Source organism: Rhodococcus sp. 15-725-2-2b, assembly GCF_002259075.1.
In the GTDB taxonomy this organism is placed as follows: Bacteria; Actinomycetota; Actinomycetes; order Mycobacteriales; family Mycobacteriaceae; genus Rhodococcoides.
Window position 1 is genome coordinate 51299 of sequence record NZ_NPFL01000016.1, and the last position, 25254, is coordinate 76552.

The 25254-nt window shown below is 63.9% G+C and carries 21 protein-coding genes; 8 read left to right on the forward strand and 13 right to left on the reverse strand.

All coding sequences use genetic code 11. The features are described 5' to 3' along the window. Positions 1–14 precede the first annotated feature (14 nt). The 4 genes from CH306_RS17540 to CH306_RS29125 all read left to right on the forward strand — a co-directional run bounded on the left by CH306_RS17540 (position 15) and on the right by CH306_RS29125 (position 1320). Positions 15–227 carry an urea amidohydrolase gene (locus CH306_RS17540; RefSeq protein WP_254924324.1) on the forward strand — a complete coding sequence of 71 codons (213 nt, stop codon included), beginning with the start codon at positions 15–17 and terminating at the stop codon, positions 225–227. Positions 228–281: 54 nt separating this feature from the next. Continuing rightward, on the forward strand, positions 282–617 hold the full coding sequence (locus tag CH306_RS17545) for a hypothetical protein (protein ID WP_094631361.1): 336 nt from the start codon (positions 282–284) through the stop codon (positions 615–617). Between the two features lie 200 nt (positions 618–817). After that, positions 818–1156 carry a hypothetical protein gene (locus CH306_RS17550; protein WP_141214736.1) on the forward strand — a complete coding sequence of 113 codons (339 nt, stop codon included), beginning with the start codon at positions 818–820 and terminating at the stop codon, positions 1154–1156. After that, positions 1153–1320, forward strand: a complete 168-nt coding sequence (locus tag CH306_RS29125) for a hypothetical protein (RefSeq protein WP_155290501.1) — start codon at positions 1153–1155, stop codon at positions 1318–1320. Before CH306_RS17550 ends, CH306_RS29125 begins: the two co-directional genes overlap by 4 nt. A gap of 219 nt (positions 1321–1539) precedes the next feature. Here the strand turns inward: CH306_RS29125 and CH306_RS17555 are convergent, their stop codons facing one another. The 4 genes from CH306_RS17555 to CH306_RS17570 form a co-directional block, all read right to left on the reverse strand. After that, positions 1540–1908, reverse strand: a complete 369-nt coding sequence (locus tag CH306_RS17555) for a histone-like nucleoid-structuring protein Lsr2 (RefSeq protein WP_094631359.1) — start codon at positions 1906–1908, stop codon at positions 1540–1542. A 680-nt stretch (positions 1909–2588) separates the two neighbouring features. Continuing rightward, entirely contained in the window at positions 2589–5930 is a 3342-nt protein-coding gene (locus CH306_RS17560; protein ID WP_094631358.1) for an HNH endonuclease, read from the reverse strand. Between the two features lie 75 nt (positions 5931–6005). Then, positions 6006–6686 carry a hypothetical protein gene (locus CH306_RS28810; RefSeq protein ID WP_143546919.1) on the reverse strand — a complete coding sequence of 227 codons (681 nt, stop codon included), beginning with the start codon at positions 6684–6686 and terminating at the stop codon, positions 6006–6008. A 203-nt stretch (positions 6687–6889) separates the two neighbouring features. After that, positions 6890–7729, reverse strand: coding sequence for a hypothetical protein (locus CH306_RS17570; protein WP_094631356.1), 840 nt, complete (start codon positions 7727–7729; stop codon positions 6890–6892). A 162-nt stretch (positions 7730–7891) separates the two neighbouring features. Here CH306_RS17570 and CH306_RS17575 point away from each other — a divergent pair, with 162 nt between their 5' ends. Next, positions 7892–8590 carry a hypothetical protein gene (locus CH306_RS17575; RefSeq protein ID WP_141214734.1) on the forward strand — a complete coding sequence of 233 codons (699 nt, stop codon included), beginning with the start codon at positions 7892–7894 and terminating at the stop codon, positions 8588–8590. 286 nt (positions 8591–8876) lie between these two features. Here CH306_RS17575 and CH306_RS17580 read toward each other — a convergent pair whose 3' ends face one another. From CH306_RS17580 to CH306_RS17590, 3 genes are all read right to left on the reverse strand, one after another. After that, complete coding sequence (locus CH306_RS17580; protein ID WP_094631354.1) at positions 8877–10202, reverse strand: AlbA family DNA-binding domain-containing protein; 1326 nt, start codon at positions 10200–10202, stop codon at positions 8877–8879. A gap of 254 nt (positions 10203–10456) precedes the next feature. Continuing rightward, positions 10457–10678 (reverse strand): hypothetical protein, encoded by a 222-nt coding sequence (locus tag CH306_RS17585; protein ID WP_094631353.1) that lies wholly within the window; start codon positions 10676–10678, stop codon positions 10457–10459. Between the two features lie 183 nt (positions 10679–10861). After that, on the reverse strand, positions 10862–11296 hold the full coding sequence (locus CH306_RS17590; RefSeq protein WP_254925923.1) for a hypothetical protein: 435 nt from the start codon (positions 11294–11296) through the stop codon (positions 10862–10864). A 346-nt stretch (positions 11297–11642) separates the two neighbouring features. Here CH306_RS17590 and mobF point away from each other — a divergent pair, with 346 nt between their 5' ends. The 3 genes from mobF to CH306_RS17600 all read left to right on the forward strand — a co-directional run bounded on the left by mobF (position 11643) and on the right by CH306_RS17600 (position 16885). Beyond that, positions 11643–13088: a MobF family relaxase gene (gene mobF / locus CH306_RS29520; RefSeq protein ID WP_256981198.1), complete on the forward strand. Its 1446-nt coding sequence runs from the start codon at positions 11643–11645 to the stop codon at positions 13086–13088. Positions 13089–13103: 15 nt separating this feature from the next. Then, complete coding sequence (locus CH306_RS17595; RefSeq protein ID WP_256981199.1) at positions 13104–15746, forward strand: AAA family ATPase; 2643 nt, start codon at positions 13104–13106, stop codon at positions 15744–15746. Between the two features lie 125 nt (positions 15747–15871). Then, entirely contained in the window at positions 15872–16885 is a 1014-nt protein-coding gene (locus CH306_RS17600) for a hypothetical protein (RefSeq protein WP_094631352.1), read from the forward strand. 486 nt (positions 16886–17371) lie between these two features. On the opposite strand, the gene CH306_RS17605 is transcribed toward CH306_RS17600, so the two are convergent. The 6 genes from CH306_RS17605 to CH306_RS17630 all read right to left on the reverse strand — a co-directional run bounded on the left by CH306_RS17605 (position 17372) and on the right by CH306_RS17630 (position 25252). Beyond that, a complete protein-coding gene (locus tag CH306_RS17605; protein WP_094647419.1) occupies positions 17372–18625 on the reverse strand; it encodes a hypothetical protein in 1254 nt (417 codons plus the stop codon). Between the two features lie 289 nt (positions 18626–18914). Next, positions 18915–19538 carry a DUF4913 domain-containing protein gene (locus CH306_RS17610; protein WP_094631350.1) on the reverse strand — a complete coding sequence of 208 codons (624 nt, stop codon included), beginning with the start codon at positions 19536–19538 and terminating at the stop codon, positions 18915–18917. Then, a complete protein-coding gene (locus tag CH306_RS17615; RefSeq protein WP_094631349.1) occupies positions 19535–21382 on the reverse strand; it encodes a type IV secretory system conjugative DNA transfer family protein in 1848 nt (615 codons plus the stop codon). Before CH306_RS17615 ends, CH306_RS17610 begins: the two co-directional genes overlap by 4 nt. Further along, entirely contained in the window at positions 21379–22158 is a 780-nt protein-coding gene (locus tag CH306_RS17620) for a hypothetical protein (protein WP_094631348.1), read from the reverse strand. The genes CH306_RS17615 and CH306_RS17620 overlap by 4 nt, the downstream gene beginning before the upstream one ends. Then, positions 22155–23651, reverse strand: a complete 1497-nt coding sequence (locus CH306_RS17625; RefSeq protein WP_094631347.1) for an ATP/GTP-binding protein — start codon at positions 23649–23651, stop codon at positions 22155–22157. The genes CH306_RS17620 and CH306_RS17625 overlap by 4 nt, the downstream gene beginning before the upstream one ends. Positions 23652–23665: 14 nt before the next feature. Continuing rightward, positions 23666–25252, reverse strand: a complete 1587-nt coding sequence (locus CH306_RS17630; protein WP_094631346.1) for an SCO6880 family protein — start codon at positions 25250–25252, stop codon at positions 23666–23668. Between the last annotated feature and the right edge of the window lie 2 nt (positions 25253–25254).

Here is a 25254-nt window from a genome sequence, read left to right on the forward strand (position 1 = left end):
TCGCCTCTGCACGATTGGCCGCCATCGATGTCGCGCATCTCGATAAAGGCGAAGTCGAGGACCTCGCTGTTGGGCGGGAGATAGATGAAGCGCTCGCCGCCGGCACGACGCTCAGTGACGTCGCGCGGTCCATCGGTCACACCGAGGCAGTCGCCTCAGACCTTCTGGGCAAGTTCCGAGAACTCCGAGACAGTCTCGCGGCGCGCAACCAAATCCCTCTGTTTTGAGCAACATTCAACGCACACCTCGTATTGCCGCTACAACTCGAATAGGCCGCCGCCATGAATTTCATCCGCATCGACACCGACCGAGGCACCCTCTACGGACCGTCCTTCGCCGAGACTCTGACGCACTTTTTTGGACAGAACCAGTACGTCGAGTGGGAATGCCACCAGCTGACCGCAGGGTACTCCGGTGGGCGGTGCACAGTGTCGACTGCAATCCGAGTGCATCACCGCGGACAGTGGATTGTCGCAGCCAGGTCCTTCGGCTCCCGCCCGGTCGATGCGCTCCCCGAGTGCGCAATGCGCTTCGGATCCAGTTTCGCTACCGCACCGTTCGATGCACCCGAGTTACCTCGCTGGGTGTACGAGTGGGCGTATGACCTGCTGGTCTGAATGGACGGCAGAGATCGACCGGTGCAGATCGAAAGCGAACTTGCTCCAGCGCTACGGCGTTGACGCGGAGCGCTTCCGTGCACTGAGCATCTTTCGGCCCACGCCCCAAGCCCGCCACGTGACGAAACTTCGACGAGATGTCAGAAGGTGCTGCGCAGCGCGCCGCACTCCGAACCAGCCACACGAAAGGAACCCGGCCCGTGCCAGCACAAGCCTGGATCACCCTCATAGTCGGCGTCTTCGCCGTCGTTGGCGTCGCCGGAACCGTCAACCAACGCACCCGAGCGGACAACCGCTCCCAATCCTGGCAACGAATCACCTGGTGCCTCGAACGCACCGTCAGCGACAACCCCGACGAGGTTGCCCTCGGCTGGACGGTGTTCGGCACCGTAGCCGCGACACCGTTTATCGCCAAGACCGACCGTCGCACACTCCGAGCAATCGCGGACCGTGACATCGACCCCGGCAGCGCCGATCTGGCGGAAACCGACGACAACAGTGACAATGGACCTACAGCAGACCGCGAGGAGCGCGCATGACCACCACCGAACCACGCCGCGCATGGACCCCCGAGCAACGCCGGAAGGTCCGCGCCGCAGCCGCAGGAGCCTCGATCAAGCTCCGCGAGTACGACAACGATCCGGTCCCGCAGTGGCTACGCGATGTCGCCGCAGGCAAAGACACCAAGCCGTCGACTGACTGACCGCCCCATCAACCCGACAAGGCCCGCCCCCAACCAAGGGACAGGCCTTCGTCATGTCGTGCACGTCGGGAATCGATGCCGTCGACTACGCCGAACGAGTGGCCGCCATGCGGGAGGCAGGTGAATCGAACTCCACTGCGCTTCGTCCTGCCACGGCCCGGGCAGCAGAGAGAACGTGAAGCGGCGGCTCGAGTAGCCGCAGGCGGCGCGCCCCGCCTGTCAGTGTGCGGCCTTGTACGCCTCTTCGATGTCGGCCGGGATGCGGCCGCGTTCGCTGATCTCGTAGCCCTGGTCGAAAGCCCACTGCCGAATCGCTCGCGTCTGCTCTGGATCACGCTTGGCTGATCCGTCGGCCGCTGTAGCGGCAGATGCAGCAGCGGGGGAGGGCTTGCGCTTGCGGCCACCGACTCGCGTCGCGTGTTCGACATAGTAGTCGAGCTTCTTGTGGAACTCGTTCGCGTTCTTCGCTTTCAGGTCGATCGAGTACTCGACGCCGTTGATCGCGAATTCGATCGTCTCGCCGGACTCGTCGTCGATGACCGACCCGTCGATATCGTCCACCAATTGGGTTGTCACTCGTTTGGCCACAGCCGGAGAACCTTTCTTCGATGCATTCGCAATGCGCTACCGCATTCGTAACCATGAGCGTAACCAGCACCGTGATCCGCACTCTCATCGACACGAATATTCGAGCATCTATCGAGTCGTATGCGATCCCGCAGTCGGATGAACAGGCGGCGAGAAAGCAGTGCCGCTGACGCGCAGGTGAGGGCCTTCACAAACCGTTAAACGCAGCCGAACAACAGTATTCGGACGCGTGGACGCTTCTTCAGTTCACCTTGCGGGGCCGCCCCATGTCGGTCACCTCTATTGATCGTACGAGTCGCCCAAGTCTGATGTGCCGGGGCCCCGACTAATTAACCCACGCTCGCTCTTCGGGGTTGACAGGCCACTTGCTATCTTCTTCCCAGCCGCTGACCGGATTGTTCGGTCTAGTGCTGGGCGCGGTCAGCGAGCCGGGATGCGCAGAAGTTCCACAGTGCGGCGTAGCGCTGCTGGCCGCGGGAGCCGCGTAGCTCGGTGAGTGGGCGTCGGGCGTCTATTAATGCCGTTTCGTAGCCGTTTCGTAGCCTCTCGCCCAAGTGCGCTCCTACGCTTTGACAAGGGGCGAACGCTTTCCGCTGCCATCCGGGCGATGAACGCCCTGCCAAGTTGATCGGTCACGTGGCCTCGTCCACGTTGAGATTCAGTTGAGTCCGACCAGCAGCCTACGAGAACCAGTTGCTGTTATCTGCGAGTGAGGACAGGGGCAGTGCGCGCTCTGCTGCGTACATCGACATCTTGTCGAGCGCAAGTTGGACGACGTCCACAGGCCACTGGTCTGGATCGCGCAGTACTGCTTTGGAGATGGTGGTGGACATTGTGGCCAGGCGTGCACGACCGGCCCATTCGCCGGAGGGAAGTTCTCGGCGTGCACCGATAAAGGTGTCCAATTTGATCTTCCGTGGGGTTCCCGCGGCCTCGACTGCAGGGCGCCCGTCGGCAGTCCCGGCCAAAAAGACATCTCGTAGTTCGGGTGATAGGCGGGTGGTGACGCGCTCTCGTGTCAAGTCGGATCCAACGATCCATGCCAACCACAGGGTCCGTCCGGATAGGGTCAGCTGCTGTAGCCGCAGGGCGTCTGCGATGTTGAGGCCACGGATGCTGTGGAATTCGTGGTCTCGTCGCAACGCCTGCTCAACAGTGCGAAAGTGTTTGGGCAACAGGGTGTGGACGAGTCGGTCGATTGTGGGTCCGAGTTCGACGAAGGTGCTGGTTCGCGTGTGGCCGAAGGCCGCGATCAGGCGGAGCATTTGCTCGATCGGAGTGGTGATGGAGAGGAATTCATCCTGCCACCAGGTGGGGTCGTCTTTGTGGTGGCGGTACGACGCTTCGGCTCGTGCCGCGTCCGTCAGCGCCTGTGTGCGAGCGTTCGACGCAATGTCCATCAAGTCGATGTTGTTGGGAGCGGAGGCGACTGCGCGCCGGAGTACCCATCCGTCCCCCCAAGTGCGAGAGTGCGCTTCGAGAGATGATTGCCAGTCGCTTGTCGACGCAGTGTCGGGCAAGTGTGTGCGTACTGTGGTCGCACTGTGTATGAGGTCGGTCAGCGAAGTGTTCGGCCCGTCCGGAATCCATTGGTGTCGGATACCCTCTGCGGCACCGTTGTTCAGATCATTTCGTGCGGCATCCAGGATGTCAGTGTCCGCGTCGTCGTATTCACCGTCGTTGAGCAACTGGACGCGCCAGTTGCCGGGGTCCTCGTAATCGGTGAGTGCGGAAATAAGTTGATGTGTCTGGACCGAGTCGAGGTTATGTAGTGCGCGGAGACGTGCAGCGGTTTGTAACCAGGCTGTGGTGGGCTCGAATTCTCCCCACCACCAGCTCGAAAGCTGATCGTCCGGTACCGCGTGAGCGAAGAGGCTGAGTGAAGCGGCGTCCCGCATCTCGGACGTGATTTGAGAGTTCGCGAGTCGCTCTTTTAGGTGTGCCACAGCCTGACTGCGGCCAGCGCGATCGCCCAGTCTCAGCGGGGTCCCTGCTGCGTCGAGGACGCCATCTTGGGAAAAGATGACGCCGGGTCCTTCTAGGACGAAGTCGACTACACCGCGGATCTCGGTGGTGGTCAAACCGTCGAAAATGCGATCGTTGAGCACCATGACCGCCATTGCGCGTACGAGCGGGTGCGGCGCAACACGGTTGTCGACCGCGCAAAAGTTGCCGTGTAGTGCACGAATCTCACCGCGGGTGAGCATCCCGATGAAGAATCGGCAGACGTTGGCCCAGTACGGGCGTTCGAGTAGCGCGTTCAGCCCGTCGTCTCGCGAATTCCCCTGGCCTTTCGGCGTGAGGTTGTCCGCGATGTGCAGTGCTGCAAAGTACTCACGAAGAGATTGCACCTCGAACTCGAACGCGTCGTCGCGCTCGACCAGACACAGCACTCTATCGGTGATTGCTGAGTAGAGCTCGTCGGCTAATTTCTGCTCTTCTGGCTGACCGGCCAAGTATTCGCGCAACAGATGCCGTAGCTCCTCTCGGGTGATCCTGCCGGCGCTACGCCCCGTCTCCGCTCGCGATTGCAGGTACCAGCCGAGGTAGGCGTGAGTGTCCTCGACGACGCGTCGCTGTTCGGCCAGGAGCGGCTCTTTGTCTTCGGTCTGTTCGCGGTCGAGAAACGTTTTCAAATACTCGGCATAGAGTTCGGTCCGCTGCTGCGGGAGCAGCTGGCGGCGATACAGCAAGTGCAAGAGAATTGCCAATTGCATTGGATAGGAAGCCAATTCGTTGACATGAGGAACGTGCTGACTATCCAAGAATGTCGCTTCCAGACGCGCTGCTGCGTCGGAGGGCAGTCTCGACACCTCGGACCAACGTTGTAGATACTGCAACCGCAGACCAGGTGTGAGTCGTTGGAGGTGCAAGGTTGGGAAGGCGCCCGAAGACGTGAGCGGCTGCAACGAGCTGCCGGGCCGGGTTGCAACCAAGATCATCAAATCGGCAGCGTCGGGGGCCAATCGCCCTCGGCACTGAACGATTTCGTCGACAACGCGCGATCTGTCCGACACTTTGGCCACCTCGTCGAGCCCATCGAGCGCCAACAACACAGGCTCGGTCGCGATGAGGTCAGTAAGGTCGTCTGGTTTGAATCGTTGTGCGCCAATATGGCTGCCAATCTCTTTGAGCAGATACTCCTCGAGACTGGACCAGGTGTCGCCGTCGGGTGTTCGTGATGGCTTACCCTTCCTGCCGGCGGCCCGGGACGGGGTATCGATCGCCCACTGAGCGTATTTGCGCAGATCGACTCGTATCGGGAACCTGTTCACAGCTGTCACCTGGTCTAGCTCGGCCTGGGTGGCCGTGTATGCGTCTTTCTTACCAAGTCGACGGGCGCGGTGGAATTGGCACACGTACTGCAGCACAGTCGATTTTCCTTGACCTGGTCCGCCGACGAGGACCGCGCTGCCCTGCCATTGTGGATGCAAGAGAGCTTGTGTTGCGCCGGCGACAACGAAGCCGGATGCAGACTCCAGGTCGGTCGTATCTCCCGGAGCAGTTTTGCGGATGTGACCGAAGAGCGTCGCAACGGCGGAGTTGTCTCGACGGCATCCAACAGGGACATCGACGAACATCGAATCCACCGAGGGACCGTGCAAATCGACCTGCTGAAACTGAACGGTGTTCTCGGCGGTGTATCGATCCCCGAGGTAGGAGCGAAGCACTGATTGAAGTCTGTCGCGGCGCTCCTGGTTCTTCTCGTGGGACACCTTCATCTTGACAAGTTCATTGACGGCATAGCCGGCACCGTGGTTGGCGTCGATCAGGGTGTGGTGGGTCGGGCACAGCAGCACCAGGTTGTCGTAGCCGTTGACGTCTGCGTAACTCGCGTCGTAGCGCGGTCCACCGACGCTCCGCGCCCGGATGTGGGCTTCCATGCCGACTACGACAACATCCGAACTCCCCGACACCACATTGTCGATGTCGACGGTGAGCATCTGCCAGCAGCCTGGAAAGGCGCACCGGTTGTGGGCGCGCGTCCACAGCATCTTGCGCGTGCGTTCACTGATCGCCATACAGATCTCCCCCGGGACAAACGGTAGTTACCCCATCCTTTCAGCGGCCGCCGACGTTAGCGTCTCCACGGTCCACTAGCTGACTTTCGGCGGAATGCGGAGGGTCTTCATCTCCCTTCGCTGCCAGCCGTTGACGGCGTCGTAGTCGAGTATGTAGTTGCCGGCAATCAGGATCACCACGTCGATCTCGGAGGGCAGCGTCAGCGGCGTGACAGGGGTGCCGTCGTCCTCTTGAAGTGTGCGGATCATGCCTTCGGCGGGCCCGTTGCTGTCAGCGATGAGTACGGCGATACCTCTCCACGGTTCGGCGGCGAGGGACGCTCGTAAATTCGCGGCCAGATCGGAATCGAGCCACTGACCGAGGAAGTGAACGACGTCGGTCTCAAGGTCGGTGGTGCGTGATGTGCCGTGCGAGTCGGTGAAGATAATTCCCGGATCGAAGGGTGAGTCAGGGACCGAGGAACAGACCCACGAGTGTGTGAGTTGGCGGATGGCCAAATCGTGACCAGCGTTGATCTCTCGTTCGGTCTGGTGGTTTCTTTCTAGCCGTTCTAGTTCGGCGGTGAGGTCGGCGACCAGGGATTTTAAAGCTGGCGTCTGACTGTCTGATCCGAAAGTAGCGTGCCCGTGGCTGGTGTCGATGAAGACCAGCCATGTCCTCGTCAGCGAGGTAACCGGATGGAATGGCTCATGCCCGAGGTGCTTGATGCGTCGAGCGTGGTGTCGCCGTACCGACGCGCTCGTCAACTGCTTCACTTCGACGGCCGTCGGCACTGATACGGACAGAGCTGTGCGGTAGTCAGGCTTTGGCTTCTGCGTCGATCGTTCGCACACTCGCTCGAAGTCGAGGCCAGTGAGCGCAGCCGCGACAGCGATCGCCTGCTCTTCCTCGGCACTCGGCCTGCAGTCCGAATGTATGTTGCCGGGAGCGCCGCAAGAGTCATGGGAGACATTCATGGTCAGCGACCGCCCCTTTGTTTGAGCAGGTCCCAGCTCAATCTGGCCATCTCAATGGCACTGCAGTAGTGGTTGGCCAGTTGGCCGAAGGAGCCGCCCGCGGTGAACAGTGCTCGGCCGTATTCGTCTGCTTCGCCCGCTTGCTCGATCGATGGGGTGCCATTGATCTGCCAGGTGAGTCCGTGTGCAGCTCCAGATGTTGCTTGCCACGAGAGTTTGATCTCGTTCGCCAATTGACGGGGATCATCGGCGGACCGTTTGCTCGCGACAAGGCTCTCGGCTAGGGCGTCGGCAGCAACGCCGATCTGGTCAGTTGTGGAGACGCGGAGTTTGTCCCAACTCTTCTTCGAGGTGACACCGAGCTTTGTGTTGATCTCTGATAGCCGTAAACGGACGTGAGCGAGGACGGCGGCAGTGTTTTCGTGGCTCGGGTCCAGGTGGGTGAGTTCACTCAGATATCGCGCGTGGTTGCGGAGTTCGTCGGCGATCGAGATGCGATGCCGCTCAATCCGCTCCTGCCGCTCGGCCGGGTTCAGCAGCCACACAGCCAGTGAGGCCGCGACCAATGCAGGTCGGCAGAGACTGAGGTGGGCATAGGGGAACAGCACCGGTTTTGGCACGTCGAGGTGGACACGGATTGCCTGCAAGTGGTCCAGCGCCGCAGTGAACGCTTGGTATGCGCTTTGAGACAACGGGTGTGGGATCCAGTCTTCGTCGTCCAGGTGAAGCTCGCTGCTCTTTGCGGGTGTGAACATCGCTGATGCTGCACGCATCTTGTCGAGCACAGGGAACCGCTCGCGGATCGCTTGCTCGCACGCTCGCTCGGATTCGTTAGCGCTCATGACAAGTAATACTCGACCACCCGTGACCGGAAGTGAAGCGGCTACGTTGGCGGGGTCGGTCCATTTGCTTGCCCGCGGTAGGGCACGCGGGACGGTTCCACGTCTATCCGCGATTGTCCGGAACTCAGCCTTCGCCGAGTAGGCAGCACCTACCATTCGCAGGTGGAGGAATTAGATCCGGCTTGGCGTGGATGGAGCGATGAGCAGGGGACTGCAGCTTTCGTCCAGTGGCGTTTCGCGCGATCCGATATCGCTGCGTTCCATCACTTGACAGCGCGGTGGTCGACGGAGGCTATCGACAAGATGTGGGCTGCGATCAACCAGAGTCCCGGCACCGGAGACGAGCTCGACCCGATCGACATTCTTTTCGGCCAACTGCACGACGTGATGCCGCACGACTACGACTGGATGCTGCACTCGGCAACCGTGAAGGACTCGGTGACAGCGTTTGAGGTATATCTCGAATCGGCGGCAGCGGAAATGCTGTATCAACATCACCTCAAGTGGGCCGGTCGTGCTGACAGATCGGTGAATTGGGGGGTACTCAAGGCGTTCTATGCCCGTCTCGGCGTTGACGTGGACACGGACGAAGTACGACTGATTCGCCAGCTGCGGCACACCCTGGTGCATCGGCGCGGAGCGCTGAGAACAGAAAACGATCGAAAGCAGTTCCGCACGCGGGACGGACTCACCGTGGATCTGGACCTCGATTACGTGCAGCAATCGACCAGCGTGTTGGCGAAGGTTGTCCAGGCAGTCGAGCAGGCGGTGGTGCCCTACGTCTCCACATCACGTCGTGATCTGAACCTCGCAGATGCGGGCGGAGTGCGTCCGCGTGCGAGAGGGCGTGCGGGTCAGTAGACCGGGACACGATGTTCCCCTGTTGCAGTGTTGGCTCTAGACACCTTGGGGTCGAGTAGCAACCCGCACAGACTTTTCGGGGCTCATATGCCGTCTCAAGTCGACGAATAACCGCGACAGATCTGTTTGTGAAGTGATCCAGATCCGCGCCTCCATTCTCCGAGATGTAGCCTGGCCCGACTTCGCAGAACTCAATCATTACGTTGTAAGCGTCGTTGGGTACAAACCGTTGTCGACGTTGACCGGGCGATAATCGTCAAAGGAGATCGACCACGGGCACGGTGGGTCAGCGGAGAATCTGGGCTTGGTAGTCGAGCAGTACTTGGTCCGGGATGTCGGCCCCGAATTTGTGAAGAATTCTCTGGGCAAGGTCGACCCCGGTGCGGCGGGTGTCGGTGAGTAGCTGTGTGGTGGTGATCGTGTGTGAGGCCGGCACTTGGTCCGCCGTGATGATGAGGTCGTTGCGTATGTCGCGTTTCCGATCGCCGGAGATGAGTTGGCGTCCGGAGACGTTGTTGAGGGCGATGTCGAAGGTGATGGTGTCGCATTCGAGGGTAGTAGCCCAGCGGGCACCGAACTCGACGATCTCGACCATGTAGAGCAGGACGTCCCAGACGGCGACTGCACCGGTTGCTGCTGGGTGCGTGGCAGCCAGTTCGGGGCTGTCGGGATGCATGTCGGTCGCCAGCGCGCGGCGGTGGAGGAACTGGCCACTGGTGAATAGTCTCCATGCCTCTTCTTCGTGGACGCCGGGCGCGGAGATGTCTTGAGCAATCCAGCGTCCGTGGCGGACGATCGGCTCTCGCTGGTCGACCATCGGTACGGGCCATCCACGCAGTCGGACAACGTGCTCGATGAGGGTGGCATCGAGGCGCGCAGGGTTGAGTCTTTCGCGCTCGTAGGTTCCTGGGCGGATGGCGATGTCGGTGTACGCCCACGACCCGAAGAGCCCACCGTGGGGGTTGGTGGTCAATCCGGTGTGTTCCGATCGCGGTTGCCAGGCTTGTGATCGTTCTTGCGCGTATGCCGTTTTGTCGGTGTCTTGCTGGAGGTCATTCAGGCCTAGGGGTAGTCCCGCTGCACCGGCGCGGCGGACGAACTCGCGCACACCTTTGCTGATTGCGATCTCCAGCAGGTCTCGCATGTCCGATGACGAGGGGACGGTCACTGATTCCGGTTTGCCCCGTGGGCGGACGTACGTGAAGCCGTTTTGCAACACGTCGGGAAAGCTCTTTTTGCACACGTGTGGGACGCGGTCGAATTCGGAGATGTCGAGGACGACGACGGTGACTCCGTTGGACAGCGTGTACTGATCCGTTTGGAATGTAACGGGTGGGTCGCTGTACTTTGCCAGTGCAGCACTGACGTTGTCGAAGTCCGACCAGTCCGCGGCTTGGGTGGTGCTGAGGCCGGGCATCATCTCGCGCATGCGTTTGTCGTCGATGCCGAGACAGACAATCCCGCCGTCGCTGAGGTTGCCCATTGCCATTGCGGCGCGAGCGATCTTCGCGACGTAGGCCTTGTGAGCGAGGTCCCCAGGTCCTTTGACCTCGAATGGACGTGTCTCGTGATTCAGCGCGAGGTGCTGCTCGACGTCTTCCTTTTCGATCATGGTGTGGACACTAGGGGCAGGCGACCCGCGCGGTGGGGGGAACTCAGCGTTATGCCCCCACCGGTGCGGTTGGCGCGTTGCGTGCCGGGGTGTGTCTGTTCAAGGGGTGCCAGTCTTGTCGTTCACCGGCTTGGGGTTCGGCTCAAATCGAGTTATCACAGGCGCTGGATACCGAAGTGGTGCGGACCCGTGAGAAAGGATCGAGCAACATCCGGACCACACTGCAGCTCGCCACGTGATGAGGCTTCGACGACCTATTGGAAGGTGCTGCGCAACGCGCCGATGGCAACAGTAACGACTACGGCAAACATGATCGACGCAACAACCACGCCGATGCGAAACACGCCGATGCGAAACACGCCGCCGGCGATGACTCCCGTTGCCCGCAGGGGAGCGAACCGCCAACCTGACTCGGACTTCCCAGCGCGCCACAGCGCTCCTACGACGATCAAGCCGATGGCAACAAGTGCGATCACTATCGTTCACCTCCTGCCTCAAGCTGGATTCAACACCAAGCCAACGACATAAATATTTCGCCGTAACCATGTGCGGTAAGGCGTGCGCTCCCATTGCGTTCTCGAACTACCGTTGTGTTGCAATGAGTTAGAACCTTCGATGTACGCGGGCGTGAAGCCTGCGGCGCTAGCTCCGCTCGTTTGTCAGGCGATGCTGCGCGCGCCCGCTCCATCCGCCCCCGCGTCTCCATCTGTCGAAGGCTCTGCAGATGCAGTTGATGCGAAATCCCCAGGGCTCTCGAAACTCTCCTCCGTGCTACTCGTGCCACCCGAGTAATTCTCTGCAGTCGGACCGCTATCGGGCCTGGCGGTCGCACGTGCCGGCATCGTCGATTTGACCAACCGCGTCGCCTCCGGCACTGAAAGATCCACCAAGGCCGCGATACTGGCGTATGTTTCACCGCGTTTCTTGAGCGCGGCAAGTGCTTCAGCGCGTCTCTCATACGCCGCGTCGAGCTTGCTTCGTGCGTCCCGCCGCAACCGGTCGATCCTTTTCGTCACATCGTCGTTAATCCTTTGTTCGTCGCGGGTGGCATCGAAATACGAAACCAAATCCTGCTCCTGATTCTTCAAGTGCATCTGCGCGTCCGAAAGTCGCTGCGCATTCGCTCTCCGAGCCCGTTCCCGAGCGCTGACCGGTCCACCGTTCGAGGGAGTCATGTTGGACAGGCTACCGCCAACATGCTGGCCGGCGAAAGGGTCATACGCACCCACGGTCGCCCTGATTAATCTGTCCTGCTTCAACTTTCGTCCCTCATCGTCCATGCACGTTCTAATTCGTCCGAAATCTAGATACTATCGACTTTAGATTCCCTGTATCGCTTCGCGAAATGAAAAACCAAACGCCACACACCTCTTGCACTATTAGTGTCCATGGGCGGAATCTGCGTACTATCGCGAATGTGCCGCGCGATTTAGAAGCAGAATGCGAGCGAGATCGGCCCGTGAGATCTCGTCGCACACCGCCTCGTCGGCGGCTGTGCCCGCGATGATGACTGTTCATGCGCTGCACGCGGGCGACGGCTACACCTACCTCACCCGCGAGGTCGCCAGCGCCGACATTCGCCTCGAACGCGGCCAAGACCTCACCGACTACTACGCCGAAGGCACCGAACCGGGCATCTGGGGAGGGCGGGCATCGGCCGAACTCGGCGTATCCGGGTACGTCCGCGAGGACCAGATGAAAGCCCTGTTCGGCGAAGGACTGCACCCCGAAGCCCAGGCGTTGATCGACGCCGCCATCCTGGACGGTACGAAGGCGAATGCGGCGATCGAGAGCGTTCGGCTCGGCCGTAAGTTCGCGAGCTTCCGCAACGAAGTGCCGCTGATGAAGCGCATCCGCGCCGAGATCGACAACGGCCGCGCCGCCGGCGGAGGGCCGCTCACCGCGGAGCAGTGCCAGCAGATCCGCTACCGCGTCGGAGCCGACGAGTTCCACCGCGAAGTCGGCCGATCACCGGCCAGCGAAGCAGAGCTCGTCCGCTACATCGCCTCGCAGCAACGCCGCGAACGCCAACCCGTCGCCGGCTACGACTGCGTGTTCACTCCACAGAAATCTGTGTCCGTTCTCTGGGGCCTAGGCGACGACGACACCCGTGTCGCGGTCGAGCGTGCACACAGGGCCGCGGTGAGCGATGCCATCGGCTGGGTCGAGGACAACGCCTCCTACACCCGCGTCGGCAAAGCGGGTGTCGGACAGATCGAATCGACCGGCCTGATGTACACCCGGTTCGATCACCGCGACAACCGCAACGGTGACCCGAACCTGCACACCCACGTCGCGATCTCCACCAAAGTGCAAGGCATCGACGGCAAATGGCGCAGCCTCGACGGGCGCGTGCTGCACAAGCTCGCCGTCGCCGCATCCGAGCGCTACAACACCCTCATCGAGGAGTACGTCACCCGCGAGCTCGGCACCGTGTTCGCCGACCGACCCGGCACCGGAATCAACAAACGCGCCGTCCGCGAAATCGAGGGCATCCCCACCGCACTGCTCAGCGAGTTCTCCCGCCGCGACGCCATCGAGTCACGCCTGGAAAAGCTCGTCTCCGACTACCGCAAGACCCACGGCAAAGACCCCTCGACCGCGATGCAGATGCGCCTCGCCGACCAAGCGACCCTGGAAACCCGCAACGAGAAAGCATCCCCGAAATCACTTGGTGCCCAACGCGCTGAATGGCGCGAACGCGCACTCGACGTCGTCGGCCGCCGCGCCCTGAACTCAGCCTTGAAAACGAGCACCGGGAACACGATCACCGTCACCGACGCCGCCGCGATCGACGACCGCGAAATCGCCCGCACCGCCGTCGCACGCATCGCACAGCAACGCTCGAGCTGGAACCGCTGGCACATCCAAGCCGAAGTCCAGTGACAACTACGGCCACTCGTGTTCACCACCGCCGCCGAGCGTGACGCGGTCGCCGAGAAGGTCACCGAAGCCGCGCTCGGCGGGGAGTCGATCCGGTTGACCCGGCAGGTCGACGCGACCCCGGCAGCGTTGCAGCGCAGCGACGGTGCGTCGATCCTGACCGTGCACGGCAACGAGACCTACACCAGCGCAGCGATCCTCGCCGCCGAACACCGCCTCGTCGGTGCCGCCCACACCCCGACCGCGGTCATGGCACCTGCCCACGCCTACACCGCCGCCCTCGCCGCGCACACCCAACGCAAAGGCTGGGATCTCGGCGCGGACAAGAAAGCACTCGTCGAGCACTTCCTGTTCTCCGGTGCCCTGCTGGCTGCCGGTGTCGGTCCGGCCGGCACCGGCAAGACCACCGCCATGCGCGTGGTCGTCGACGCGTGGCGCAGTACCGGATACGACGTGATCGCCCTCGGACCGTCCGCGAAAGCCGCCGGCGTCCTGGGCGACGAACTCGGTGTCACCGGCCGCACCATCGCCGACGTCCTCACCCGCTACGAGAACGAACTCGACACCGGCATCACCCCGGGGGCGATGATCCTCGTCGACGAAGCAGGCATGGCCTCCACCCACGATCTGGACCGGCTGACCTACATCGCCGCCGAGCACGGCGCAGTGGTCCGACTACTCGGCGACCCGCAGCAGCTCGCCGCCGTCGACACCGGGGGTGCACTGCGGCTGGTCGCTCGATCGAGCGCGGCACCGGAACTGGTCGACGTCCACCGCTTCCGCGACAAGGAAGAGGCCGAGATCTCGCTGCGTCTGCGTGACGGTGATACCTCCGTCGCGGCCTGGTACGCCGCGAAAGACCGCGTGCAGCACGGTATGGCCGACGACCTCGCCGAAAAGGTCTTTACTGCGTGGGCGCAGACCTCGGACACCGAGACGACGTCGCTGATGATCGCCAGCAGCAACCACGCCGTCCGCGACCTCAACGATCGGGCCCGCACCGAACGACTCGCCAAGGGGCTGGTCAAGAAGGGCGGCAACGACCTCTCCGATGGACTGCGCGCCAGCGCAGGGGACCGCATCGTCACCCGCCGCAACGACACCAGCCTGCGCGTCACCGGCACACGTGGGGAACGGGTCCGCAACGGCGACCTGTGGACGGTCAAGACCGCGCACCGCGACGGCTCGCTGACCGTGCGCCACCTCGAACACGGCGGGCGCATCCGACTGCCGGCCGAGTACGTCACAGAGTACTGCGAGCTCGGTTACGCCGCCACCATCCACCGGTCGCAAGGCATGACCGTCGACCAGGTCCATGTCCTCGTCGACGACACCATGAACCGGCAAGCCCTCTACGTCGCCCTCACCCGTGGCCGTGATGGAAACCAGCTGTACGTGCCCATCGACCGGATCGTCGACCCGCACCTGATCCACGTGCACCCGGACAAGAAGATCGCCGACGAAGTCGTGCGGACCATCATCGGCCGCGACGGCTCGGACGTCTCGGCGACCGAACAGCAACGCGACGCCGCCGTCGCACACCGCAAGCTCGACTACAACGTCGGCGGATACGAGTACGCGGGAGAGCTCATCGACGCGCACCGCATCGAAGCGATCGTGCGCGAGAACATGGGTCCGGAGCTGGCGAACACGATGATCGGCGAAGCCGAATGGGACACCTTCGTCCACCAGTACCGCCGCGCCGAGCAGCTCGGCCTCGACGCCGCCCCCACATTGGCCGCCGCACGCTCGGAGCGTGAACTCGCCAGCGCCGACTCCGTCTCCGCCGTGATGCACTGGCGACTCGAGAAGCACATCGAGAACGGCGCGGACGAGATGCACGCGTGGGCGCAGAGCATCGAACCGACGCTGCGGACCCAGTTCGGTGAGCACGCCGAGACCATCCTCGCCGATGACGGGGCGTGGCCCGACCTCGCCGCGCACGTACGCAATGCCGAGCGCGCCGGCAAAGACCCCCATGCCGCGATCGTGGAACTGCGGCGCGGTGTCACCGACCCCGACCCGAGCGCAGCGGATCTGCTCGATGATGCGGAACGACGCTGGCCCCTCGGCCGAGAAGCACGCGACCACAGTGCCCCGAGTTGGGTCCTGCCGCCGATGCAGGACCGCGAAGGAATCGACCCCGAACTCGTCGCCTGGAGCCGCCGCCGATACACCGAGATCGCCGAACGCACCCGCGAGCTCGGACAGCACGCTGTCGACGAACAACCCGCCTGGACCCGCCACCTCGGCGAGGTTTCCGACTACGGCGGTGCCCGACTGCGCTGGCAGATCACCGCCGGGCAAGTCGGGGCCTACCGAGAACAATTCGGCATCGACACCGACCGCACTCTCATAGGCGACCGACCCGAACACGGGGAAGCGGCTCGCGCGTGGGATCAGGTCAACGCCCGCATCAAGACAGTCACCGCGCCCGCTCAGGTGCCCGCACACGCAGGCCCCGGACAGCAGTCGGCACCGACCCCGCAACCTGCGACGCCCGATCCGATCATCGACACGGACCGGGCGCGACGAGAGGCAGCCGAGCAACGCGCGGCAGAACAACGCCGCCTCGCCGAGCAACGCAAAGCCGAACGCCGCGAACAACTGCGCCAACAGCAAGCCCGCCGATCCGGGCCGACCCGCGGACCACGTATCTAAAGCCCGCCGCACCTGCCGCCGCCAGTAGCGCCACCGAGCCAGAGGCATCACCACGCCAGCAGCACGTCCCCTTGCGTGGACCGGTCGGTGCGCGCGAACAGCGACTTCGAAGGAGCACCCTCGACATGGCCCGATACCTTCCGGCGAACGATCCGTACGAGCTCAGGGATTTCACCTACATGAGGATCGAGCAACACGACTTTGACCCCCGCACCGTCGACCTGCCCGACTGGAGAACCCTGCGCCTGTTCACCACCCGAGCGCAACTGGGCCGCGAACTCTTCGAGCACCTCGAGACCGAACGCGGCATCGCAGAACACTCCCTGACCGCGATCGACATTCGAGAGCTGACCCGCCCGAGCTTCTGCGCCTCGCTCACGGGGTCGGACCAGCCGATTGATGTCTGGGAGTACATGCGCACTCCCGACGAGCTGGCGCACCATTTGGCCGTGGACGCCGGCGTCGAGCTGCCCGATACGGCTCGTCTGCACATGCACGCTGACTCGACCCTCGCCGAGTACGCAGACCTGCATCTCGACAACCTCGGTCTGGTCTTTCAGGTGGAATCACTGCGCCGCGATCTTGCAGTGCTGAGCGAGAGCGCCACCGATGACGCCGCGATTGCGGCACAGACCCATACCCCCGAGCTGCTGCAACACCTGCAGACAGTGGAAGCGCAGCTCGACGTACACCGCGCCGCAACCGTCCTCGGAGAGACGTCGTCGCACGAGCTCATCGGCACGCTCGACGACGAGGTGACCCGGGAGGCCCGTGTTGCCGAACTCCGCTCCTGGCCGGGAGGAGACCACACCCGCGCGACCGTGGAGAATCTCCACGAAGCGATCGAGGTCTCCAGAGCGGCCGCGCACCACGACGTCGTCGATCACATCGACCGCAGCATCGACCTCACACGAGATTTCTCGACCGACATGTCGCACGTGCGGATCCGCGAATGGAGTGAACAGGCAACCGGACTAGATCGATCGAAGCTTGTGCAGACCGAGCGTCGGGTCGCTGGTACCCAGGCGACCGGGATTCGCTACGAACCGCGTGTGGATCACTTGAACCGCTCACCGGTCGGGCCGCACCGACGACGATTCGATGCGCCTCCACCTGCACAGCGGCGGCCCACGATGTAGGGCTAGCCGTTGGGCTCATACGTCTGCTGACGGCCGAGGGGCGGGTGGAGCGTTTCCCACGGGTGCAACTGCTGCAGCGCGGCTGGTCGGGCGTTGATAGTTTCGCTGTCATGACGGTGGTGGTTGCAGTCATTTGTGACTACAACCACCACCTTCACCTCCTGACTTATTGTTGACTTATCTGGAAGCTGAGGTATGTTATCTATTGAGTGAGCAACTCACAGATAACTAAATACTTCAGAGATCCAGATCGAAAAAAGCGAACAGCAGTTCACGCACGATCGTGTGACCGATCCAGCGCACTGCCGACCTGAAGCGTCTTCGACGCTTTGATGGTTCTGTTTTCACAGATTTTCCTCCTCTCTGTAGTTGTTGCGCACGAGCCCGGAACGCATCGCGTTTCGGGCATGAGTCATGCGCTAGTAGCATCCTATCATGGGGTGGCAAAGCTCCTGCCCGTTGGGGTGGAGGGGTCTAGTTCTGGCTTCAACTCGCCTTCCCATCGACGCCCAGCGCCTGGTCCCGGTATCGGTTGACCTTTCTCCGCACTGATTCGCCTTGCTTCAGAGGAGCACCACACTCGGCCGCGGCATCTGCCCACGTACGTGCCCCACTTGCTTTTGCCGCGAGGATGGCCTGCTCCATCGGGTCGAGCTTGCTGAGGATCAGCAACAGCGTCGGGTCGCTGAACTCGGCCTCGAACGGATCTCGATCGGCCTGTGCCGGCACCAGATCCTTGAATGTCACGCCGTTCGGGTCCCGGCCTATGGTTGCGTCGAGCCTCACGACCTTGAAGCGATTGAGCTGTGACTCGGTGATAGGGCGTTGGATGCTTCGATGGCGCTTGTGGAGAAGTCCAATGGTGGATATCGCCTGGTCGGGAGTGACGTCCAGCCAGTCATCGTCGAGGAGAGCAGCCGCGACGGCGTCTTGCCCCTCCCTCGTCGGCTTGACGCCCAGCCAGGTCTCCATGAAGCGCACCAACGGCTCCGGTTCCCCGTGAACAACAGCCTCTCGAGCAGCGAGCGCAGCATGGAGCCCGAAGCGTGCAGCCCGATGGCCGAAGTCACCCAGAACCTTCCAGACATCGAGCAGCGACGACACCCTCGCGCTCAGAGTGTCGACGATCGGAAGAATCTGAACCGAGAAGTCCCCCATCCATTGGCCTAGTACTCCCGCGACGCTCGTGATCGCACTCAACGCACCCAGATCGATCCGCGGTACAGCCAAGTCGAGACCGAGGTCGAGCTTGGGGATCGAGACGGGGTGGTCGGGGATCTCGATGGGCGGAAAGAGGTTGATCTTGGGTGCGATGTTGTCGAGACCGAGGTTGAGCTTGGGGATCGAGACGGGGAGGTCGGGGATCTCGATGGGCGGAAAGAGGTTGATCTTGGGTGCGATGTTGTCGAAGAAGTTGATCTTCGGGATCGCGGCGGTGAAGTCAGGCATCTCGATGCGTGGGGCAAGCCCGCTGAGGTTCACGGGGCTACCTGGTTTGCGGGTGCCCTTGGGTGGGGTCGGCCGAGTAGGAGCCGGACCGGCGACAGGTGCTCCCGTGCCTGCGTTAGCCGCGTCAGCGGTTTCGGCGGCCTCGTGGGCTTGCTTGGCGTAAGTCAGCAAGTTCTTGCGGACATGGGCGAGCTGCGCGGCGGCAGCTGGGCCGAGCTCGCGCTCGACCTCGTAGATGGAGAGCGAACGGGTCGTCTTCTCGGGCTGAGTCGTGTCGTCTGAGTCAGACATGGGTGGGGCCTTCCGTCGTTTCGATTGTGTCCTCACCTACTAGCTGCGCCAACAACCAGAAACGACAAATACTTCGGTGTGAGCTACATCACTCTTTCAAAACTGACATGAAGCTCCGGAATTGTCCCGGACATCGGCCGGCGTCCGGGCGGGGAACGTCCGGCCGATGCCCGGGTTCGGCGGCCCTGCTCTCTTCGGTGGCCGCGCGGGCCGTATCCGGGCGGGATGTACGGCGTCGCGGCCACGCTCGAGCTGTACAGGCCCGCAGCTCAGGGAGTGGAATTGACGGTCAGGTAGAAGGAACCCAGGCACCCATGCGGGCGTTGAAGGTCCATTCGATGCCCTCGAAGCTCACGGGGCTGTCGGGGTCGGCGGGGTCGAGCGGTCCGGCGAGGCCGGAGTCGATGGCCATGTCCATGTCGTCGGCGGGGATGGTGCGCACTTCCTCGGCCGTGGTGACGTCGACGACCGGTGCAGGCGGGGCAGGGAGTGGTTCGGGGCGGGCGTCGACATCGGCGGCGACGAACTCCTCGTTGCCGGCGAGCGTGGCCGACGGCAACGGGCGGTGCGCGCACCGATCGTGGGTGCAGCTGTCGAAGTCCGAGATGTCACGGATGCGCGCCATGAGCGGGCGGAACCACTGGGTGTGCCAGGCGGTGAGGTCGTCCCGGTACTCGTCACCGCGGTAGTAGGCATCGGTCCACGCCGCCATCAGGGCGCTCAGTTCCTCGACGACGGGATCGTGGCGGTACCAGCACGGCGGGATCTTGGTGCCGAGCTCGTAGCGCTCTCGCAGCCAGGTGGTCCAGTCGATCAGCTCCGACCACAGGGCCCGAGCCTGTTCGGCGTCGAGGTAGCGCCAGGTGAACCGTGACGGCACCAATTCTTCTTGCTCGGCCCCCGGTGCGGTCACGACAAAGTCGTCCCGTCACTGACCTTGTCGAGCACTACCGCGCCGGACCGGAGCTCGGCACGAGGCGCGGTGCCCAACGCCACGATCTCGTCGAACACCTTCTGCGAGCGCAGCACCGCGGCGCGTGATTCCTTCTCGTCCCACACTGTCGGCAGGTGCACCAGGATCGGCGGCGCGGTCCGGTAGATCAATAGGCCTTGATCGGGGTCCATCTGACGGATCTGCGCCGGCGACATCACCGGTACCTCTCGCAGCGTCGGGCCGGACTGGGCGTTGCCGGAGGGCTGCCATTCGTATCGGTCGCCGAGCATCTTCGAGATCGCTTGCAGCTCGTCGCCTTTGAGGCCCGGCAGGATCAGGCGGGCGGGGGAGTTGTCGGCGAACATCTTGCCCGCGACCGCGCCCCAGCGGAGCTTGTTCTGCTCTTCGTTGTGGGCGTAGGCGTGGATGGTGATGCCTCGGCCGCCCGAGTCCGACATCAGATCCGGCAGGCCCGGTATCGGGGCGACGTTGTTGACTTCGTCGAGCTCGAATCGGATCGGGGGATCGAATCGGCCACCGGGCAGGCTCTGTGAGTGGCGATCGGCGAGGTAGTGCACTTCGCTGGCCAGGGCCGCGATGAACGGTGCCGCAGAATTGTCCTTGCCCTTCGACACCAGATACAGCGTGTCCGCGCCGGATCGAATGAACTCGTCGATGTCGAACGACTCGCGCATCGGTACATCGACCGCCTTGAGCAGTGCGGGGGAGGCGAGCGGGACGAGGAGTCTGCTGGCCGCGCCGATCATGTCGTCGGAGGAATCCGATCCGGAGTCGAGGATCTGGCCGAGTTCGGCTTCCCAGCCGGGCATCGTCCGCATCAGGATCTCGCGTGGTTCGCGGCCTTTACGCGAGTTCACCCACACGCGCAGCGTGGCCAGATCCGCACCACTGATCGCAGCCGCGTGCAGGTAACAGCGCAGCAGCACGACTGCTTTGTCCTCCCAGTAGCCGCCGTTCTTGGTGTCTCCCATAGGCATTGCCGACACCAAGCTCTGTGCGCGGCGGATCGCCACGTCCGGATCCTGGCATCCGGAGAGGATCGACCAGCGGATCGGGTCGGGCCATCCGGTGATGTTGTCCGGATCGAAGATCGACACTCGGCCGAGCGCGGCGCGGTGCTCGTACGACGCCGAGATCAGGTCCACTTTCGTCGAGGTCACCAGCAGTGGACCAGGTGCGTCCATGCAGCGCTGATACGCCACGCGCCAGGTCTTACCCGAGCCGGTGACGCCCTCGACGAGCATGCAGTCGTTCTGTTTGATGTAGACGACCCTGTCGGGGTCGACCATGTTGCGGCCCAACGCGATCGCGACCTCGCTCGCGTCCAGCTTCGAGGCCCGCGTGCCCTTCAACGACGAACGGGTGGCGACGGCGGCGGTGCGGACACTCTTGTCGTCGATACCCGCCCGGGCGAGCTCACGTCGGCCGGCGAAACCGCGGCGGGCCTGGCTGCGGGGGTGCTGCCAGTCGTCGATCTCGGAGCTGATCCACAGTGCCACAGCGGTATACAGCGCACCGAGCACCAGAATGCACACCCAGGTCACCCACGCCGGGCCCGGCTGCCCGGTCGCCGGCCACGCTGCCGATGGGTCCGACGGGTTCGTGACCAACCCACGGAAGATCGAGAACAGCTCAGCGAGGCTGGTGGGCATCGCGATCACCCTGCCCGACACCAGCGAGGAGACCATGCCGCCCCCGGCGATAGCGAACACCAGACCCACGATCAGAGTGGCACCGACCCAGACCTCGGACGGAACGAACGGATCGCTGGGCCTACGGGGAGGGGATTGCATCGCACTCATCGAACTGTCCTGTCGTCGGTGGAAGGGGCACGGCGGGAATAGCTTTCGAGCACATGCAGCTCGGCGGCGAGACCGACAGCGCAGTCCGCGTCGGCCACCGGGTCGAGGGCGGCGAGGTTGGCTCGCAGCTGCGTGATCCGGATGGACCGGGCCACCGCGTCGGCGTCGGTATCGGAAATCGGGTCGGGATGGGTGATCTCGTACCGCCCCTGGTCGGGGAGATAGGTCACGGTGGCCGGGCTCCGTTGACCACTGCGCTCGGTGATCGAGCGGGCGAGGTCGTGCGCGAGGCGGTGCGCGAGGTCGGGTGCCCATTGTCCGAGCAGCAGCGTCGAGTTCGGCAGCGGGTCGGGCCGGGTCGAGAGCACGCGCACATCGACGCCGGGCTCCACTCCCACGCTGCCCCGCCACTGGATCGGCAGGGCGACCTCGTCGCCGGCGGCACGCAGGTAGCCCGGTGCCGGTATCCGCGCTGCGCGGACGCCGGCACTGTAGATCGCGATGGCGGCGAGCGCGCAGGTAATCTCGCCGGCGGTGCCGGACACACAGACGTCGTCGTGTCCGTCGGCAGTGATGGTGACGGTGATGGCGGAGCGACCGGCGTCGAGGGCCGCGGCGTGGCTGACGGCGAATCGTGCTGCGGCGGAGGGCGATGCGAACCTGCCCCCGGTGCTCGAGCGGGTGTCGTCGTACCCGATCGGGGCCGGCGAGCTCACGCGCACCTCGATGGCGCGGGAACGCTTGGCCGCTGACGGCGATGGCGATGAGGTGCTCATGCGGGCGTGACTCCTTTGACGGCGGCATCGGTGTCGGTGAGGGCGATCTCCTGCGGTGAGCGGACGTGTTCCATGAGGATCGGGTCGGACGAGCCGATCTTGACCAGGCATTCGCCCTGGCCCAGGCCCATGATGATGTCGATGGACCCGGGCGGCAGGTGATACATCTCCGCGGTCTCGCGGGCGTCGTCGAAGCGTTCCTGCGCGAACAGGAACACGATTCCCGCCTCCTGCATGAGCGCCCGAGCGGGGGAATCGTGGGACATGTCCGAGGGGTGATGGAAGGCCGAAACGGTCGACAGGCCCAGTCCGCGAGAGAGTTTCATGTTCGACCGGAACACCGTGCCGGTCGATCCTTCGGCGACGTGCCAGCCTTCCTCGACGATGAGAATGGTCTGCTTGGACACCGACGAGCGTGCCGCGAGCAGGTTCGCCAACCAGGTGTTGATCACGGTCATCACCACCCGCAGCGCAGGCCCTTCGGTCGGCAACGCGGACACGTCGAAGTGCGCGAAGGGGTGCTCGAGCGCCTCCCGGACCTCCGGGGAGGTCTCTGCGTCGACGAGGCCCTTGAGGTCCCTGTCGACCAGGCGGAGCAGGGCCAAGCCTGGCTCGTAGCCCCATTCGAGCGAGCGCTCGGACCAGCGGTCACCGAAGTACGAGCCGTCGTCGGTGGACGGCTCGACGAGGCGGCGCGCGAGATCCTCGAGCACCGGTGCACGACCCGTGGCGGCGGCGTCGGCGTTGACCAGCTCCAACGCTCGGCCGACGGCGCTCTTCTCCGGTGTGGTCAGCGGGCGTTCCATCGTGTCGGCGAGGACGGCGAGCACGAGGGCTTCCTGACCGGCCGGGGTGACACCGTCGAGGCCGCCGGCGTGTTCACCGCCGGTGGTGATCGCCGGATCGAGCAGGTTGAGTCTGGCGCCGCCGCCACCGGTTTTGAACCGGACCGATTCCACCCCGAGGGTGCGGGCGAAGATGGAGTACTCGCCTTCGCTGCCCTGACGTTTCTTGTCGATGACCACCACCTGGCGGCCGAAGATGATCTGCCGCCACAGAAACGCGGTCTTGATCATCGAGGACTTGCCCTTGCCGATGTCCCCGACGACGCAGACGTTGATGTTGGAGATGTCGGTGCCGTAGAGCTCGAACGGATCGGTGATCACCAGGTCCTGGGAGATCCGGTTCAGGCCCGTCACCGCTCCCTGGTGGCGGGCACTGCGGCGGCTGATGGCCAGGTTCAGCGCTTCGGACTGCCTGGTCGTACTCCACGCGCCTTCGGTGCGGGGTTCGTACCAGCCGTAGCGGTCGAGGAGCGCGAACCGCCGAGGTGGCTTGCGGCGGGCAATCCGCTTCGGGACCGCCTGCGCGGCCTCGAGGACGGTGCCGCCGTCGCCGAATCGTTCGCGATCGCCGCCGAGCAACCGCGGGCGTACCGGTTGCTCGGTCTCGGCGGGTCGGGTGGACGGACGACGGGTGGTGTGTTGCGGCATCGAAATCTCCTGGGCTACTTGGTGTAGCGCGTCACGGCGAGACCGCGAGCGAAGGGAAGGGTGGTGAACAGGGCGACGTCGTGCGTGTCGTCCTGCCAGGTGATGGTTTTGATTGCCGATTCGTCGGCGGCTTCCTCCACGCGCATGCAGGCCCGCTCGAGGTCGTCTTCGTCGCGGCCGGTGACTGCGACGGCGAGGGAGTAGATGGTGCCGTGATGGCCCGAGCCGGGCATCAGATCGGCGCGTCGACGTCCGGAGGCGGTGGCCATCACTTCGGCCGAGCCGTCGCCGGTGATGCCTTTGCGGGCGGCGCTTTCCTGCGCCGCCTTGTCCTGGGTGAAGTCTTGACTGGCCGCTTCCCGGGCGACGGCGTCGGGTACGAAATCGACTCGGACACTGACGGTTCGGATCGTCGGTGAGGGCAGGTTCTCGTCGTCGCCGATGTCGGGGGCGACCCCGGTCAGCAGCGGCGCGAGCCACAACGGGCCCAATGGAATGGGTTCGATGCTCGCCGGCGGGAGGAACCCGACACGGGTGTGCCAGCGTCCGGATACCACCACCGAGTCCTGGCCACCGACGTACGAGGGCCAGCAGTTCGACCACCGCGCCCCTTGGTGTCGATCGAGTGGGTTCGACGGGTCGACGAACGCGCGGATCAACGCACAGGTGCGCTGCTCACCGAGGACCTGGACGCGGCCCATGCCGGCGGCGACGAGTTTGCTCATCGCGCGCATCGTCTCGTCGCGGATCACTTGGGCGACACCGCCTTCGAATCGGGCACCTTTCCCGCCTGCCGCTCGTGCGGCTTCGGCCTCGAAGTGGTCGGTCTGGGGGAACTTGAGCACCACGTACGCCCGGTGCTCTTCCGAGTGCGGGCGGATGGTGTCGATGAGGTCGCCGTAGGACTCCACCGGTGCCCGCAGACGCATGTCGCCGAGCTTTTCGACCTCCCGCTCGACCCAGTCCTCGTGCATGGTCAGATCCGCCGGAATGGAGCGGTGGATCAGCTGCACTCCGCGGATGAGCGAGGTCTTGCGGGCCATCGAGGCGCTGAACAGACCGAACTTCTCCGAGGTCGTCGCCCAGGCCGCGTCGGTGCGCAGTCCGCCGGCCAGGCCCTGCACGGACAGTACGACCGTGTAGTAGGCCCGCTCGCCGGGGTTGGCGGTGCGGACGATGAACATCTCGTCCAGGCCGGTGCCGGCGACGTCGAGCGGGGCGGTCCGCCCGAGCGGGACCGGGTACTCCCAGCCGGGGTCGAGATCGGCGATCCCGTAGGCGGGGTCGTCGGCGTTGCGGTAGACGTGCTCACCTCGGCGCATCCGCGCCCAGTTCCGCAGTCGGTGCAACTGCCGCGCTGCCAGGGAAGCGTCCCCGAATTCGTATGTCGAGGCGAACACCCCGACGTAGAACACGGCCACGAGCCCGACGGTCATCGCGCCGCCACCGGCCGCGAAGTAGCACACGACGCCGATGACCAGAGCAGCGGTCCAGGTGATGAGCACCGGTGCCGAGATCCCGGTCATGCCGCGGCGCGCGATCTCACCGCCCAGGATGGAGGTTCTCTGCTCGCTGTCGTGCTCGACGGTCTCGGTCGACATCG

Excerpts from the sequence above, each read along its gene's own strand:
- CH306_RS17590 (WP_254925923.1), bottom strand. The coding sequence starts at position 11,296 with ATGCACTTGAAGAATCAGGAGCAGGATTTGGTTTCGTATTTCGATGCC.
- CH306_RS17545 (WP_094631361.1), top strand. The coding sequence starts at position 282 with ATGAATTTCATCCGCATCGACACCGACCGAGGCACCCTCTACGGACCG.
- CH306_RS17560 (WP_094631358.1), bottom strand. The coding sequence starts at position 5,930 with ATGGCGATCAGTGAACGCACGCGCAAGATGCTGTGGACGCGCGCCCAC.
- CH306_RS17600 (WP_094631352.1), top strand. The coding sequence starts at position 15,872 with ATGGCCCGATACCTTCCGGCGAACGATCCGTACGAGCTCAGGGATTTC.
- CH306_RS17615 (WP_094631349.1), bottom strand. The coding sequence starts at position 21,382 with ATGAGTGCGATGCAATCCCCTCCCCGTAGGCCCAGCGATCCGTTCGTT.
- CH306_RS17570 (WP_094631356.1), bottom strand. The coding sequence starts at position 7,729 with ATGAGCGCTAACGAATCCGAGCGAGCGTGCGAGCAAGCGATCCGCGAG.
- CH306_RS17625 (WP_094631347.1), bottom strand. The coding sequence starts at position 23,651 with ATGCCGCAACACACCACCCGTCGTCCGTCCACCCGACCCGCCGAGACC.
- mobF (WP_256981198.1), top strand. The coding sequence starts at position 11,643 with ATGCGAGCGAGATCGGCCCGTGAGATCTCGTCGCACACCGCCTCGTCG.
- CH306_RS17630 (WP_094631346.1), bottom strand. The coding sequence starts at position 25,252 with ATGTCGACCGAGACCGTCGAGCACGACAGCGAGCAGAGAACCTCCATC.
- CH306_RS17620 (WP_094631348.1), bottom strand. The coding sequence starts at position 22,158 with ATGAGCACCTCATCGCCATCGCCGTCAGCGGCCAAGCGTTCCCGCGCC.
- CH306_RS29125 (WP_155290501.1), top strand. The coding sequence starts at position 1,153 with ATGACCACCACCGAACCACGCCGCGCATGGACCCCCGAGCAACGCCGG.
- CH306_RS17580 (WP_094631354.1), bottom strand. The coding sequence starts at position 10,202 with ATGATCGAAAAGGAAGACGTCGAGCAGCACCTCGCGCTGAATCACGAG.
- CH306_RS17605 (WP_094647419.1), bottom strand. The coding sequence starts at position 18,625 with ATGTCTGACTCAGACGACACGACTCAGCCCGAGAAGACGACCCGTTCG.